Raw genomic sequence first — 13,281 nt, 5'->3', positions numbered from 1 at the left:
ACACATGCAACGCCGCCAATTTATCGCTCGCGCCAGCCTGCTCGCCGCCACTCTCGCGGCCGGCTTTGCCGCCATGCCGGCTCACGCCCAGGCGGACAAGTTCCCGCAACGTCCGATCCGCCTGGTCGTTGGCTATACCGCCGGCGGCTCGACGGACATCCCGTTCCGTGTGCTGGCCGAAAATGCATCGAAGATCCTGGGCCAGCCCGTGATCGTCGAGAACAAGCCCGGCGCCGGCGGCGTGCTGCCCGCGCAGATGATGCAGTCGACCCAGCCCGATGGCTACACGCTGGCCCAGGTGTCCATGCCGGTGTTCCGTCTGCCGTACACCACCAAGATCAACTGGGATCCGGTCAAGGACCTGACCTATGTGATCAACCTGGCGGGCTACTCGTTTGGCCTGGTCGTGCCGGCCGATTCGCCGATCAAGACGATGCAGGACTACATCGCCTACGCCAAGGCCAATCCGGGCAAGCTGACCTACGGTTCGCCGGGCACGATGACCACGCTCCACCTGACGATGGAAGACCTGGCCATGCGCCAGGGCGTGCAGTTCTCGCATATCCCGTACAAGGGCAACTCGGAATCGATGCAGGCGCTGCTGGGTGGCCACGTGATGTCGGTGGCGGATACCCCGGCATGGGCCCAGTACGTGGAATCCGGCAAGCTGCGCCTGCTGTCCACCTGGGGCGAGAAGCGCTCGCCGCGCTTCCCGAACGTGCCGACGCTGAAGGAACTGGGTATGGGCATCGTCCAGGCTTCGCCGTTCGGTCTGGTCGTCCCCAAGGGCACGGACCCGGCGATCGTGAAGAAGCTGCATGACGCGTTCAAGAAGGCCATGGAGATGCCGAACTACCGCGAATCGCTGGCCAAGTTCGACATGGAGCCGAACTACATGAGCAGCAGCCAGTATCAGGCGTTTGCCGCCGATACGGTCAAGCGCGAACGCGCGATCATCGAGAAACTGGGCCTGGGCAAGGGTCAGTAAGGTACGTAGAACACGGGCGTCCCACGGGGCGCCCGTTTTTTCATTGGAGCTTCGCCCCCCATGGCCAAAGAGGATTTTCATCTCAGCATGCCGCTGCGCGTGCGCTGGGCCGAGGTCGATCCGCAATCGATCGTCTTCAATGCCCACTATCTGACTTACTGCGATATCTGCTCGACCGAGTACTGGCGCGCGATTGGCGTGCGCTATCCGGAGGACTTGCTGCGCGCCCATGGCGTGGACATCTTCGTGATCAAGTCCACGCTGGAGTACCACGCATCGGCACGGTTTGACGAGATGCTCGATATTCGCGGCCGCATGGCGCGGCTGGGCCGGTCGAGCATGGTGTTCCGCGTGGAAATGTATCGCGGCGACGAGCACCTGATCACCGGGGAGGTGGTCTATGTCTGCGCCGATCCGAAGACGCAGAAATCGGCGCCGATCCCGGCATCGGTGCGGGAGCGGATCGAAGCGTGGGAGATTGTGAAGCCTGCTGCGTGAGTTGGGATGATGTTTGATGTGCTTGCCCTCTCCCGCGAGCGGCAGAGGGCAAGCCTGTCAATCCTGTCAACCGCGACCTCACCGGATCAGAGCTTGACCGCCGCATCCTCCGCATAAGCCCGAATCACGTCGTCAAAGCTCGCGTCGCTCTCGAAACCCAGTTCGCGCGCGCGCGACACATCCCACGCCGCTGGCCACGTGCCGACGATCCTCTCGATGCGCTCTTCGCGTTCCCACGTCACGCGATCGGCCACCGCGTCACCGGCCACGCGCCGAAGTGCTTCCACCATCTGTGCCGCTGTGACCGACAGTCCCGGCAGATTCACCACCCGACGATTGCCGATGCGCGCGCCATCGAGTTCGATGCCGTTGACCAGCGCCTGGATCGCGCCGCGCGGCGAGAGCAGCCACAGCGGCGTTTCCGGTGCTACAGGGCAATTTGCCGCCACGCCCGACAACGGTTCGCGGATGATGCCGCTGGCGAACGACGACGCCGCGGCGTTCGGCTTACCGGGTCGCACGCTGATCGTCGGCAGCCGCAGCACGCGGCCATCGACAAAACCGCGTCGGCTGTAGTCGGACAGCAGCAATTCGCCGATGGCCTTCTGCACGCCGTACGAGGATTGCGGATTCAGCGCGGTGTCGTCCTGCACCACCGGGGGCAGCTTGCCGCCATAGACCGCGACCGAGCTGGTGAACACCACACGCGGCGCATGCGCCAACTGGCGGCACGTCTCTAGCAGCGCGCGCGAGGCGTCAAGGTTCACGCGCATTCCCAGATCGAAATCGGCCTCGGCCTGACCGCTGACTACGGCGGCCAGATGGAAGATTGCGCCGGTATCGCGGTCGATGGCCTGCGCCAGCACGGCGGGATCGGACAGGTCGCCCGTTACCGCGCGCACGCGGGCATCGTCAATCTGCGGCGCCACCACGTCGAGCAGCGTGAGCCGGTCGATCGTGACAGCCTTGCCATCCAGGTTCAGCGTGCCGCGTTTGAGCAGCAGACGGGCCAGTTGCAGGCCCAGGAAGCCGGCGCCGCCGGTAATCAGTACGTTCATGGTTGCGGAGTGTTCATCATTGGCGTGGTCGGTACGGAGCGGAAACGGCCGTGACAGGCCCGGATCAGCGCTTCAGCCAGGGCTTGATCCAGCCCAGACCTTCCGACGTGCCGCCACGCGGGCGGTATTCGCAGCCGATCCAGCCCGTGTATCCGAGCCGGTCGATGACGTCGAAGAGGTACGGGTAGTTCAGTTCGCCGATATCGGGTTCGTGGCGTTCGGGCACGCCGGCGATCTGGATATGGCCAATCCCAGCGAAGTCGCGTTCGAGTTTCTTCGCGATATCACCCTCGACGATCTGGCAGTGATAGCAATCGAACTGGACCTTGAGATTGGCCGCGCCCACCTGGCGGCAAATGGTCTGGCCTTCGTCCTGGCGGTTCAGGAAATAGCCCGGCATGTCGCGGGTGTTGATCGGCTCGATCAGCACCGTGATGCCATGCGACGCGGCCGAGGCAGAGGCATAGGCCAGGTTCTCGAGATAGATGGAGCGGCAGCGGGCGTGGTCGGCGTCGGCCGGCACGATGCCTGCCATCACGTGCACGCGGTCGTTGCCGAGCACGGCAGCGTATTCGAGGGCCTTCGCGAACTCAGTGCGGAACTCGGTCTCGCGGCCGGGCAGGGCGGCGATGCCACGCTCGCCCGCGCCCCAGTCACCGGGCGGCGCGTTGAACAGGGCCTGGGTCAGGCCGTTGTCGTCGAGCCGCTTGCGGATCTCGGCGGCCGGATGGTCGTACGGGAACAGGTACTCCACGGCCTGGAACCCGTCCTTTGCGGCGGCGGCAAAGCGGTCCAGAAAGTCGTGCTCCGTGTACATCATTGAAAGGTTCGCGGCGAAGCGCGGCATGTCAGGTCTCCTTGAGCCTCAGATTCGATATCAGCGATTGACGAGCTTCGCCGGGGTCAGCCAGACCAGCAGGGCGCCCACGACCAGGATCGCCGACAGCACGTACATCGGCAATTGCGTGCTTTGCGTCATGTCCTTGAGCGCGCCGACCATATACGGCGACACGAAGCCTGCCAGATTGCCGACAGAGTTCACCACGGCGATACCCGAGGCGGCGGCGATGCCGCTCAGGAATGCGGTCGGCAATGACCAGAACAGCGGGGCGCAGGTCAGCACGCCAGCGGCGGCCAGCGACAGCGCTGCGATGGCCACGGTCGTATTGTGGGTGAACGACGCCGCAATCGCAAAGCCCGTGGCACCCATCAGTGCCGGCACGATCAGGTGCCAGCGGCGCTCGCGGCGCGCGTCGGCGCTGTGGCCCAGGATGTTCATGACGACGATGGCGCAGAGGAACGGGATGGCGGACAGCAGGCCGATGTTGAAGTTGCCCGTCACCCCGCTGGCCTTGACCAGCGTCGGCATCCAGAACGTCAGCGCGTACTGGCCGGTCACGAAGCAGAAGTAGATCAGGCACATCCACCACACACGGCTGTCGCGGAACACGGCGCCCAGCGAATGCACGTGGCGTTGGCCGCCCGTGGTGGCCGCAGCCGACGCGGCGCGTTCGTCGTCCTCGATATTGCGCTTGAGCACGTGCTTTTCATCGGGGCTGAGCCACGGAGCGCGGTCGATGCCATCGCGCAGCACGAAGATCGTAGCGATGCCGATCGCGAAGGCGGGCAGGGCCTCGATGAGGAACATCCATTGCCAGCCGGTCCAGCCATGGGTGTTGTGGAACGCGTCCATGATCCAGCCTGACAGCGGATTGCCGAACATGCCGGCCACTGGAATGCCCGACATGAACAGCGCGATCATCTTGGCGCGGCGGTGCGACGGATACCAGTACGTCAGGTACAGGATCACGCCCGGATAGAAGCCCGCTTCGGCCAGGCCCAGCAGGAAGCGCATGACGTAGAACTGCGTTGGCGTCTGCACGAACACGAAGGCGGCCGAGATGATGCCCCAGGTGATCATGATCCGCGCGATCCAAATGCGCGCGCCGATGCGGTGCATCAGCAGGTTGCTGGGCACCTCGAACAGGAAGTAGCCGATGAAGAACAGGCCAGCGCCAAGGCCGAACACGGTTTCCGAGAACTGCAGGTCCTGCGCCATCTGCAACTTGGCAAAGCCGACGTTGACGCGGTCGAGATACGCGATCACGTAGCAGAGCATCAGGAACGGCATGATGCGCCAGAACACCTTGTTGTAGGCGCGTTTCTCGATGGTGCCGTCGGCGTCCAGCCGGGTGTCGGCAACAGGGGTCCCCACCGCGGGGTTGGAAGCGGTCATTGGAAGTCTCCACGTGTATTGAAAATGCAGCCGGTTTACTCCCTCTCTCGCATGGCGGGAGAGGGTTTGGGAGAGGGCAGGGGCTTTGTTTTGCGGAGTTGCCCTGGGGGTGCGCTGTCTCTCTCCCCGGCCCCTCGCCCACTGTGCGGGAAAGGGGAAAAACAAATCAGTCGTGTGTCACCACCTCGACTTGAACGTATCGCGCAGTTCCGTCAGCGCGGCCTCGTCCAGCGGGGCAGGTTTTTCGCCGAGCATCATCCAAAGCTTCGCCGTTTCTTCGAGCTCTTCGAGCGCATAGGCAGCGCGTGACACACTGTCTTCCCACACCACCGGCCCTAGCCGTGCCAGCAGCACACCGCGCACCTCATTGGCCAGTTGGGCCACGCGCGCGGCTACCGCCGGGTCGCCGGGGCGGTGATACGGAATCAGCGGGATATGGCCGACCTTCATCACGTAGTACGGCGTGATCGGGGGCAGTACGTCGTCCGGATGCCAGACACCGGCCAGCGTCAGGGCCACCAGATGCGTGGAATGCGTATGCACCACGCCGTGCGCGTTCGGGTTGTTGTCGTAGACGCAACGGTGCAGCGTCAACGTCTTCGACGGCTTGTCGCCCGACACCCAGCCGCCATCGGGCGACACCTTGGCGACCCTGGCCGGATCGAGCGTGCCCAGGCAGGCGTCAGTGGGCGTAATCAGCCAGCCGTCGTCGAGCCGTGCGCTGATATTGCCCGCCGTGCCCACCGTGTAGCCACGCTGGAACAGGCTGGCGCCGACGCGGCAGATCTCTTCGCGCAATGCGCTCTCGTTGCTCATTGCGGTGCTCCCAGCGCTTGCAGCGCTTCATCGAAGAAGTTCTCGCCGCCGAAGTTGCCGGATTTCAGTGCCAGTCCCAGCGGCGCATCGTCCAGCGTGACCGTCGCCGGCACGCCTGGCGCGATCTGCGGACCGATACGCAACGACTGCACGCCCAGCGCCTGCACCACGGCACCGGAGGTTTCGCCGCCGGCCACCACGAAGCGCCGCGTGCCGCGTGCCTTGAGGCTGGCGGCGATGCTCGCCAGCGCGTGCTCGACCAACTCGCCCGCGCGTGCGACGCCGAGTTCGGCCTGCACGGCCTTGACTTCATCGGGTTGGGCGGTGGCATAGATCAGCACCGGCTCGTCGTGATTGCCCGCGAAGGCCAGTGCGTTCTCCACGACCGTGTCTCCACGCGCCAGACGCAGAGGATCGATCCGCAGGGCGGGGCGCTTCTGCGCGATCCAGTGCGCCACCTGGCCGTTCGTGGCACGCGATGCGCTGCCCGCCAGCACCACGCCATGACCATGCACGGGCGGGACTTCTGCGGCGTCGGTGCGCGCAGGTAGCAGTCCGGCGCGACGGAAGTTCTCGGGCAGGCCCAGCGCGATGCCCGAGCCGCCCGTGATCAGCGGCAGCGCGGCGCAACCTTCGCCCAGCGCGAACAGGTCGGTATCGGAAATGGCATCGGCGATCGCCAGCTTCACGCCCTCGCCACGCAACGCGTCAATGCGCGCGCGCACGGCATTTGCGCCCTGCGCGACGGTGTCGTAGCGCAACAGACCGACCTTGGCCTGGCTCTGGCCCTGCAACACCCGCACGAGGTTGGCGTCGGTCATCGGCGTAAGCGGATGGTGCTCCATGCCCGATTCGTTGAGCAGCGCGTCCGCCACAAACAGATGGCCGCGGAAGATCGTGCGGCCGTTCTCCGGAAAGGCCGGACAGGCAATCGTAAAGTCGCTGCCGAGCGCGTCGAGCAGGGCTTCGGCCACGGGGCCGATATTGCCGGCGTCGGTGGAGTCGAACGTCGAGCAGTACTTGAACACGAACTGGCGGCAGCCTTGTTCGCGCAGCCAGCGCAGTGCGGCGAGCGACTGCGCCACCGCGTTGCTGGCCGGGATCGTGCGCGATTTCAGTGCCACGACGATGGCATCGGCTTCCACGGCGGACGCCGGCACGCCGATCGTCTGCACGGTCCGCATGCCATTGCGGACTAGCGTGTTGGCCAGATCCGTGGCGCCGGTGAAATCGTCGGCGATACAGCCGAGCAGAGGACGATTCATCGTCTGACTCCTTTGCCTTGGGTTACCTGGCCTTCGGGCCGGGCAGGTCGATGCCCGGGAAGATCTTGATCACGGCCGAATCGTCTTCGCCGCCGTGCCCGGCGGTGGACGCCATCATGAACATCTGGTGCGCGGCGGCCGAGAGCGGCAGCGGGAATTTGCTGGTGCGCGCGGTATCAAGCACCATGCCGAGGTCCTTGACGAAGATGTCGACTGCGGACAGCGGGGTGTAGTCGCCTTCCAGGATGTGTGGCACCCGGTTCTCGAACATCCACGAGTTGCCGGCGCTATGCGTGATCACGTCGTAGAGCGCGTCGGGGTTCACGCCTTCGCGCAGGCCCAGGGCCATCGCTTCGGCTGCGGCGGCGATATGCACGCCCGCCAGCAACTGGTTGATGATCTTGACCTTCGAGCCCGCGCCATGCGCGTCGCCCAGGCGATAGACCTTGCCGGCCATCGCGGCCAGCACGTCCTCGGCCATGGCGTAGGCCTCGGCGGGACCGGAGGTCATCATCGTCATCTCGCCGCTGGCCGCGCGCGCCGCGCCACCCGACACGGGGGCATCGAGCATCAGCAGGCCACGTTCGCCCAGGCGCTTGCCGAGCGCTTCGGCAAATCCGGGCGGCACGGTGGCGCTGGCAATGACGAGCTTGCCTGCCGCCATTTTCGACGCGGCGCCTTGGTCGCCGAACAGCACGGTTTCCGTCTGCGCGGCGTTGACGACGAGCGTGATCACCACGTCGCAACGCTCGCCGAGTTCGGCCGGGCTCCCGCAGGGCGTGCCACCGGCTTCCGCGAAGCGGCGCAGCACCTCGTCACGCAAATCAAATGCATGAACGTTGAAGCCGGCGCGCAGCAGCGACTGCGCCACGCCGTAGCCCATCGCGCCCAAGCCGATGACGCCAATATTCCTGGACATGGATAACTCCTGAATGCGTGTTTGGTGCGTTTTGGTGCGTATTGCTGCGTATTGCTGCGTTAGTGCGACGGGCCTGCCGGCTGGTGGCCAGCGGCGGAATCGTCCTCGCCCAGTTGGGAGAGCCGGCGCGCCGCGTTGTACATGTGGTTCTGGGCCGCGTTGCGCGCGGCATCGGGGTCGCCGGCGCGGATGGCGGCGACAATGGCCTGGTGCTCCTCCCGAACCTGGCGCGAAAAATCCTCGCGCCGCGCTTCGTTGGTTCGCGTGACGCGGGTGGCCGTTTCCAGGTACTGGCTCAGGAATGCCAGTGTCTTGAGGAAATACGGATTGCCGGTGGCTTCGGCGATGGCGCGATGAAAGCCGACGTCGGCATCGACGCCATCGCCGCCAGCGGCCACTTCGGCGTCGATGCGTGCCAGCGCGGCATCGATATTGGCCATGGTCGCGTCGGTACGGCGCCGGGCGGCCTGCGCGGCCACTTCGGCTTCGATCGAGCGTCGCAGTTCGACGATCTGCAGCACCGATTCGAGCGTGCCCACGTCGGTGTAGTCGATGCGCAGCGGGCGGATGCCGGCCTGCTCGGTCACGAACACGCCGCTACCCTGGCGCGATTCCACGAGGCCTTCGTACTTGAGTCGCGCGATGGCCTCGCGGATCACGGTACGGCTCACGCCGAACTCCTCGGAGAGCACGGCCTCGGTGGGCAGCTTGGCGCCGCGCGGAAACATGCCGTCCTCGATCTTCTCGAGCAGTTGTTCGGCAACGCTGTCGGTCAGCGCACGGGCAGGAATCTTTTGGAACATCGTCATCACGTCATCGGGTAGTCAGGTCATCATACAAATTTCACGGAAGGATGGCAGGAGGGTAATCCCTATGGTGGTGCGTCACATGGCCGGTAATCGCACAACGTAGCTCGGCGCCTTGATGCCACCGGGCGTATCATTGCGCCTCATTTCAGGCTCTTCGAACCGCTCATCACCATGTCCGCATTCACGCCAACCGCCGCCCCCGTATTGGTCTGCCTCTGGGAAGAAGCCCGCGAGCGCGCCCGAGCAATCCGATACGCCGTTTTCGTCGAGGAACAGGGTGTGCCGGTAGAACTGGAGTGGGATGAGATGGATGCGCCGAGCTGGCACGCGCTGGCGTTCGCCGTGGATGGCGTGCCGGTGGCCACTGGCCGCCTGCTGCCGGATGGCCACATTGGCCGCATGGCGGTACTCAAGTCCGCGCGCGGTACCGGCGTGGGCGCGAAGGTGCTCGACGCGCTGATGGCCAAGGCCACCGAACTGGGCTATCCCGAACTGATCCTCAACGCCCAGACTCATGCAGCGCCGTTCTACACGAGGGTAGGTTTCGAGCAGGTGGGTGACGAGTTCGAGGAAGCCGGCATTCCGCACATCGAGATGCGCAAGCGGATCCGCTGATCTGCTGATCCGCCTGAAGACAGTCAGCGCGGCGCGGGTACTGTGCCGGTGTCGCGTGCCAGATTGAGTCGTCCGCGATAGGAGACCTCACCGGTCTGGCCATCGGCATCGAAGCTGCGTTCGACGAAGTCGAAGCGGCCGTCATGCATGACGCGCAGCACGGTGCTGGCACGCGTGCCGTAGTTCGGCGAACGGATGAATGCCGACGACAGCAGCTTTTCCCATTCGGGTGCGACGCCCGTGCTCGGCAGTTCCCAGTCGGGCGCCTGCCGATCGTCCGCAAGCAACTGCAGATACGACTCCACGTTCGATCCGATCTGGCCGCGATCGGCTGCCAGGACTTCGCACATCGCGCCCACGCGGCTGCGCACCTTGGGCCAGGGCGTGTCGAGGAGCGCATTTGACAAGCCATACAGGCCCGGCGTGAGCCGCTGCGGCACGCGGGACTTCGAACGGTTGCTGTACCACCAGAGGTCATGCAGATCGCTGGTCAGCAGGTTGAAGCCGTTGTAGGCGCCGTGGTCCCCGGCCAGGTCGTGCAGATAGTCGGCCGGCGTCTGATCGCCGCGCAGGAAATGCGCCACCAGCTCGCCGCGCGAGCGGGCATCGGTACGTTTTTCCGAAGGCGCGCGATAGTTGGTCAGCGCGGCGAACCGCGCGCCGACAGGGCTGTCCTGTCCGTGCTGGGCGCCGGCAATACCCATCCACGTGCCGGCGTCACCGATGACCTCAGCGAGGTCACGGCCACCCAGCACTCCGGGGGCATCCCGCCACCAGTCCGCGGGCGCGGCGGGGCGGGCATAGAATTCGTCGCGGTTGGCGGCAACCACCAGGGGGTAGTCCGGGTGAGATTGCCAGGCAACCAGAATGAGACACATATTCCTTCCTTTACAGCTGGTTCGGCATCGCGCGAATCACGTAAGCCGTGTGACTCGCGCGGCGGCGCGGACGCGAAATCAGAGTACGTCGAGATCGACGAACCGCTCGCTCATCCGCTCGCCGCTAACCCACTGCGTCAGCCCGCTTTGCCGCCAGAGCCCATCGAGCGCGGCGTCGAATGCAGGGGGGACGTCGGCGTAACACTCCATCCATGTCTGCAGGCCGGCGCGAGTTTCCGGCCTGCGCATCAGCGTACCACCAACTCCGGTCGCCTCGGCGACCGTTTCCATCCAGCGATGCCAGTGCGGCAGAGCCTCTGCGGCCCGGTCGTCCGGCACCTTGAAGTAGACGTAGAGATGATCGCTCATGACGATGCTCCCGTGGCGGTCACCCGGCCGCTTCCGCCTCGTTTGGCAGTGGCACTTCGTACGGCAGCGCACCCGTGGACACGGCCGGTCCGCTTGCGGCACCTAGATGCAGCGCACCATTGGCGGCGTCGATCTTCAATTCGGCCAGTCCTTCCCAACCGCCCTGGGGCGCCGGCGCGGCGTTGACCAGCATACCGCACGGCTGCTCCGGATCCTCGGGACGGAAAATCTCCGCCGCCGCCGCCGGGACATCGCCCGTGCCACGCACGCGCCACATGCGGCGCTTGAGCGTGCCACGATACTGGCTACGAGCGACGACTTCCTGGCCCGGATAGCAGCCCTTGCGGAAATTCACGCCGCCAATCAGTTCGAAGTTGATCATCTGCGGCACGAACTGCTCCTGCGTGGCCGCGGCGATGCGGGGGATGCCCGAGGCGACATCGAGCCAGTCCCAGAAAGCGGGCGAGGCGATGGCCAGCGTAGCACCGAGCGATTGCTGCAGGGCTTCGATGCGCGCGGCCGGTGCGACGACCTGCCAGCGCGGCTCGCCGTCGGCATCGGCCAGCCGAATCACGGTCACGTTGTCGTCGGATGCAGTGGCCAGCGGTGCCTGGGGAGTGGGCAGGCCGGCCTGTTGTAGCGCGGCTTCCGCGCCAGCCCCGGCGATGCCGAGGATGCCGTGCGTGGCGGACAGGTCCGACAGCTTCGCCTTGGCCCGCAGCACGAACATGGTCAGGCGCTTCTGGATTGGCGGCTGGATGTCGGCGGAGAGTTGCAGCACGATGCCATCGGCGTCGCGCCACATCAGGAAGCTGGCCATCAGCCGGCCCTTGGGCGAGCAGTAGCCGGCCAGGCGCGCCGTGCTCGCGGTCAGGTCTTCAACGGCGTTGGTGAGCTGGCTGTGCAGGAAAGTGGCGGCATCGTCGCCAGCCACGCGGATCAGGCCAAGTCCGCCCGGCGCGGTGACGATACCAGCGGCGCGCAGGGATTTCAGGCTTTGGTCGAGGGACGGAAATTCGGTGGAGGACATGCAGACGGTCCTGGATGGCGTATGAATTAGGGGCGGCGCCGTGCGCGGCGCGTTCTCGTAACTTGCGGTGACACATCGGCCACAAGGCTCCCGGTATTATATGGGCCTGTCGCCATTCCGGCCGGCTGCCACCATGATCCCGACCCGCCGGCGGGGACATCGCGGCCGGTCTTTGCTTGCTACTACATGAAACGTCTGTTCCTGCGCCTGGTCGGGGTTCTGGTGGTCTTCGCCATGGCCGCCGCCGGTGGCTTTGCCTGGTGGGCCCACCAGCCACTCGGCCTGACCACATCCCCCATCGAAGTCGTCATCAAGCCGAATTCCGGCGTTCTCAGCGTGGGTCGGCAGATCCAGCGCGGTGGCGTGGCCATGGATCCGCGCCTGTTCCAGATCCTGGTCCGCATCACCGGCCACGGCCCGGACCTCAAGGCCGGGGGCTACCAGTTCGAGACGGGCGCCACGCCGCTGGACGTGATCGGCAAACTGGCCCGGGGCGAGGTCACGCACTACGTCGTGACCGTCATCGAGGGTTGGGAATTCCGCAAGATGCGCGCGGTCGTGGATGCCAACCCTGCGCTGAAGCACGACACGGTGGGCATGTCCGACGCCGATTTGATGCACGCGATCGGCGCGGCCGAATCCGCGCCGGAAGGGCTGTTCTTTCCCGATACCTATCTGTTCGCGCGCGGCAGCAGCGATATCGAACTCTACAAGCACGCCTATCGCGCCATGCAGCGGCGGCTGAACGAGGCCTGGAACGCACGCGCGCCCGACCTGCCGTACAAGACGCCGTATGAGGCGCTGGTGATGGCATCCATCGTTGAGAAGGAGACGGGGCAGGCGGCGGAGCGCCCGATGATCGCGGCCGTGTTCGTCAACCGTCTGCGCAAGAACATGATGCTGCAGACCGATCCGACCGTGATCTACGGCCTGGGTGAGCAATTCGACGGCAACCTGCGCAAGAGGGATTTGCTGACGGACACCCCGTACAATACGTACACCCGTACGGGCCTGCCGCCGACGCCGATTGCCTTGCCGAGTCTGGCGTCGCTGGCCGCAGCCACGACGCCGGCGCCATCGGACGCCTTGTATTTCGTGGCACGCGGCGACGGCAGCAGCCATTTCTCCAATTCACTACCCGAACACAATCGCGCGGTCGACAAGTACCAGCGCGGCAAACCATAAGGTCATGCGCGGAAAATTCATCACCTTCGAGGGCATCGATGGCGCGGGCAAGAGCACCCATATCGAGTGGGTGGCGGAGCACCTGCGCGCGCGCGCAAATGTCGTCACTACCCGGGAGCCGGGCGGCACGCCGCTGGGCGAAGACCTGCGCCAGTTGCTGCTGCACCGGAAGATGCATCTTGAAACCGAGGCGCTGCTGATGTTCGCGGCGCGCCGCGAGCACATCGCCGAAGTCATCGAGCCCGCGCTGGCGCGCGGCGACTGGGTCATCTCGGATCGTTTCACCGATGCCACGTTTGCCTATCAGGGCGGTGGCCGCGGGCTGGCGCTCGATCGGCTGGCCACGCTCGAGCAGTGGGTGCAGAGCGGTCTTCAGCCCGACCTGACGCTGCTGTTTGACGTTCCGCTGGAAACCGCGAGCGCACGTCTGGCCGGGGCCCGTGAGCCCGACAAGTTTGAGGCCGAGTCCCGCGCCTTCTTCGAACGCACCCGCACTGAGTATCTGCGCCGTGCGGCGGAAGCGCCACAGCGCTTTCGGGTCATCGACGCAACGCGCTCGATCGACGAGATTCGTGTGGCGCTTGAAGAAATTATTGCAACGCTTTGATTTTTAAT

General features: G+C 65.4%; 15 protein-coding genes. 5 read left to right on the top strand and 10 right to left on the bottom strand.

Features of this window, described 5'->3' with window-relative positions:
* The first annotated feature begins 4 nt into the window (after positions 1 to 4).
* Both WD006_RS05600 and WD006_RS05595 read left to right on the top strand, forming a co-directional pair.
* Positions 5 to 988 carry a tripartite tricarboxylate transporter substrate binding protein gene (locus WD006_RS05600; protein WP_011516572.1) on the top strand — a complete coding sequence of 328 codons (984 nt, stop codon included), beginning with the start codon at positions 5 to 7 and terminating at the stop codon, positions 986 to 988.
* A gap of 60 nt (positions 989 to 1,048) precedes the next feature.
* Positions 1,049 to 1,486, top strand: coding sequence for a YbgC/FadM family acyl-CoA thioesterase (locus tag WD006_RS05595; RefSeq protein WP_011516571.1), 438 nt, complete (start codon positions 1,049 to 1,051; stop codon positions 1,484 to 1,486).
* A gap of 86 nt (positions 1,487 to 1,572) precedes the next feature.
* Here the strand turns inward: WD006_RS05595 and denD are convergent, their stop codons facing one another.
* The 7 genes from denD to WD006_RS05560 form a co-directional block, all read right to left on the bottom strand.
* Complete coding sequence (gene denD, locus WD006_RS05590; RefSeq protein WP_029307832.1) at positions 1,573 to 2,544, bottom strand: D-erythronate dehydrogenase; 972 nt, start codon at positions 2,542 to 2,544, stop codon at positions 1,573 to 1,575.
* Positions 2,545 to 2,608: 64 nt separating this feature from the next.
* Positions 2,609 to 3,391 carry a 2-oxo-tetronate isomerase gene (otnI, locus tag WD006_RS05585; protein WP_011516569.1) on the bottom strand — a complete coding sequence of 261 codons (783 nt, stop codon included), beginning with the start codon at positions 3,389 to 3,391 and terminating at the stop codon, positions 2,609 to 2,611.
* A 30-nt stretch (positions 3,392 to 3,421) separates the two neighbouring features.
* Positions 3,422 to 4,780, bottom strand: a complete 1,359-nt coding sequence (locus tag WD006_RS05580; RefSeq protein WP_029307833.1) for an MFS transporter — start codon at positions 4,778 to 4,780, stop codon at positions 3,422 to 3,424.
* Between the two features lie 177 nt (positions 4,781 to 4,957).
* Complete coding sequence (locus WD006_RS05575) at positions 4,958 to 5,596, bottom strand: aldolase (protein ID WP_011516566.1); 639 nt, start codon at positions 5,594 to 5,596, stop codon at positions 4,958 to 4,960.
* A complete protein-coding gene (gene otnK / locus WD006_RS05570) occupies positions 5,593 to 6,861 on the bottom strand; it encodes a 3-oxo-tetronate kinase (protein ID WP_029307834.1) in 1,269 nt (422 codons plus the stop codon). Before otnK ends, WD006_RS05575 begins: the two co-directional genes overlap by 4 nt.
* Positions 6,862 to 6,883: 22 nt before the next feature.
* A complete protein-coding gene (gene ltnD / locus WD006_RS05565; protein ID WP_227874147.1) occupies positions 6,884 to 7,822 on the bottom strand; it encodes an L-threonate dehydrogenase in 939 nt (312 codons plus the stop codon).
* Between the two features lie 17 nt (positions 7,823 to 7,839).
* Positions 7,840 to 8,583, bottom strand: a complete 744-nt coding sequence (locus tag WD006_RS05560) for a FadR/GntR family transcriptional regulator (RefSeq protein WP_011516563.1) — start codon at positions 8,581 to 8,583, stop codon at positions 7,840 to 7,842.
* 177 nt (positions 8,584 to 8,760) lie between these two features.
* Here WD006_RS05560 and WD006_RS05555 point away from each other — a divergent pair, with 177 nt between their 5' ends.
* Entirely contained in the window at positions 8,761 to 9,204 is a 444-nt protein-coding gene (locus WD006_RS05555) for a GNAT family N-acetyltransferase (protein ID WP_029307835.1), read from the top strand.
* A gap of 23 nt (positions 9,205 to 9,227) precedes the next feature.
* Here WD006_RS05555 and WD006_RS05550 read toward each other — a convergent pair whose 3' ends face one another.
* The 3 genes from WD006_RS05550 to WD006_RS05540 all read right to left on the bottom strand — a co-directional run bounded on the left by WD006_RS05550 (position 9,228) and on the right by WD006_RS05540 (position 11,481).
* A complete protein-coding gene (locus WD006_RS05550) occupies positions 9,228 to 10,082 on the bottom strand; it encodes an NRDE family protein (RefSeq protein ID WP_029307836.1) in 855 nt (284 codons plus the stop codon).
* A gap of 78 nt (positions 10,083 to 10,160) precedes the next feature.
* Entirely contained in the window at positions 10,161 to 10,451 is a 291-nt protein-coding gene (locus tag WD006_RS05545; protein ID WP_029307837.1) for a DUF4936 family protein, read from the bottom strand.
* Positions 10,452 to 10,470: 19 nt separating this feature from the next.
* Positions 10,471 to 11,481, bottom strand: a complete 1,011-nt coding sequence (locus tag WD006_RS05540) for a YgfZ/GcvT domain-containing protein (RefSeq protein ID WP_029307838.1) — start codon at positions 11,479 to 11,481, stop codon at positions 10,471 to 10,473.
* 186 nt (positions 11,482 to 11,667) lie between these two features.
* Here WD006_RS05540 and mltG point away from each other — a divergent pair, with 186 nt between their 5' ends.
* Both mltG and tmk read left to right on the top strand, forming a co-directional pair.
* Entirely contained in the window at positions 11,668 to 12,666 is a 999-nt protein-coding gene (mltG, locus tag WD006_RS05535) for an endolytic transglycosylase MltG (protein WP_029307839.1), read from the top strand.
* A 4-nt stretch (positions 12,667 to 12,670) separates the two neighbouring features.
* A complete protein-coding gene (tmk, locus tag WD006_RS05530) occupies positions 12,671 to 13,273 on the top strand; it encodes a dTMP kinase (RefSeq protein WP_029307840.1) in 603 nt (200 codons plus the stop codon).
* The last annotated feature ends 8 nt before the right edge of the window (positions 13,274 to 13,281 follow it).

It is taken from the genome of Cupriavidus sp. Met-2 (assembly GCF_049843575.1).
Classification (GTDB): domain Bacteria; phylum Pseudomonadota; class Gammaproteobacteria; order Burkholderiales; family Burkholderiaceae; genus Cupriavidus; species Cupriavidus metallidurans.
The sequence above is the reverse complement of the archived record's forward strand: the minus strand, read 5'-3'. Positions and strand labels throughout refer to the sequence as shown.

Excerpts from the sequence above, each read along its gene's own strand:
- WD006_RS05600 (WP_011516572.1), top strand. The coding sequence starts at position 5 with ATGCAACGCCGCCAATTTATCGCTCGCGCCAGCCTGCTCGCCGCCACT.
- WD006_RS05595 (WP_011516571.1), top strand. The coding sequence starts at position 1,049 with ATGGCCAAAGAGGATTTTCATCTCAGCATGCCGCTGCGCGTGCGCTGG.
- denD (WP_029307832.1), bottom strand. The coding sequence starts at position 2,544 with ATGAACGTACTGATTACCGGCGGCGCCGGCTTCCTGGGCCTGCAACTG.
- otnI (WP_011516569.1), bottom strand. The coding sequence starts at position 3,391 with ATGCCGCGCTTCGCCGCGAACCTTTCAATGATGTACACGGAGCACGAC.
- WD006_RS05580 (WP_029307833.1), bottom strand. The coding sequence starts at position 4,780 with ATGACCGCTTCCAACCCCGCGGTGGGGACCCCTGTTGCCGACACCCGG.
- WD006_RS05575 (WP_011516566.1), bottom strand. The coding sequence starts at position 5,596 with ATGAGCAACGAGAGCGCATTGCGCGAAGAGATCTGCCGCGTCGGCGCC.
- otnK (WP_029307834.1), bottom strand. The coding sequence starts at position 6,861 with ATGAATCGTCCTCTGCTCGGCTGTATCGCCGACGATTTCACCGGCGCC.
- WD006_RS05560 (WP_011516563.1), bottom strand. The coding sequence starts at position 8,583 with ATGTTCCAAAAGATTCCTGCCCGTGCGCTGACCGACAGCGTTGCCGAA.
- WD006_RS05555 (WP_029307835.1), top strand. The coding sequence starts at position 8,761 with ATGTCCGCATTCACGCCAACCGCCGCCCCCGTATTGGTCTGCCTCTGG.
- WD006_RS05550 (WP_029307836.1), bottom strand. The coding sequence starts at position 10,082 with ATGTGTCTCATTCTGGTTGCCTGGCAATCTCACCCGGACTACCCCCTG.
- WD006_RS05545 (WP_029307837.1), bottom strand. The coding sequence starts at position 10,451 with ATGAGCGATCATCTCTACGTCTACTTCAAGGTGCCGGACGACCGGGCC.
- WD006_RS05540 (WP_029307838.1), bottom strand. The coding sequence starts at position 11,481 with ATGTCCTCCACCGAATTTCCGTCCCTCGACCAAAGCCTGAAATCCCTG.
- mltG (WP_029307839.1), top strand. The coding sequence starts at position 11,668 with ATGAAACGTCTGTTCCTGCGCCTGGTCGGGGTTCTGGTGGTCTTCGCC.
- tmk (WP_029307840.1), top strand. The coding sequence starts at position 12,671 with ATGCGCGGAAAATTCATCACCTTCGAGGGCATCGATGGCGCGGGCAAG.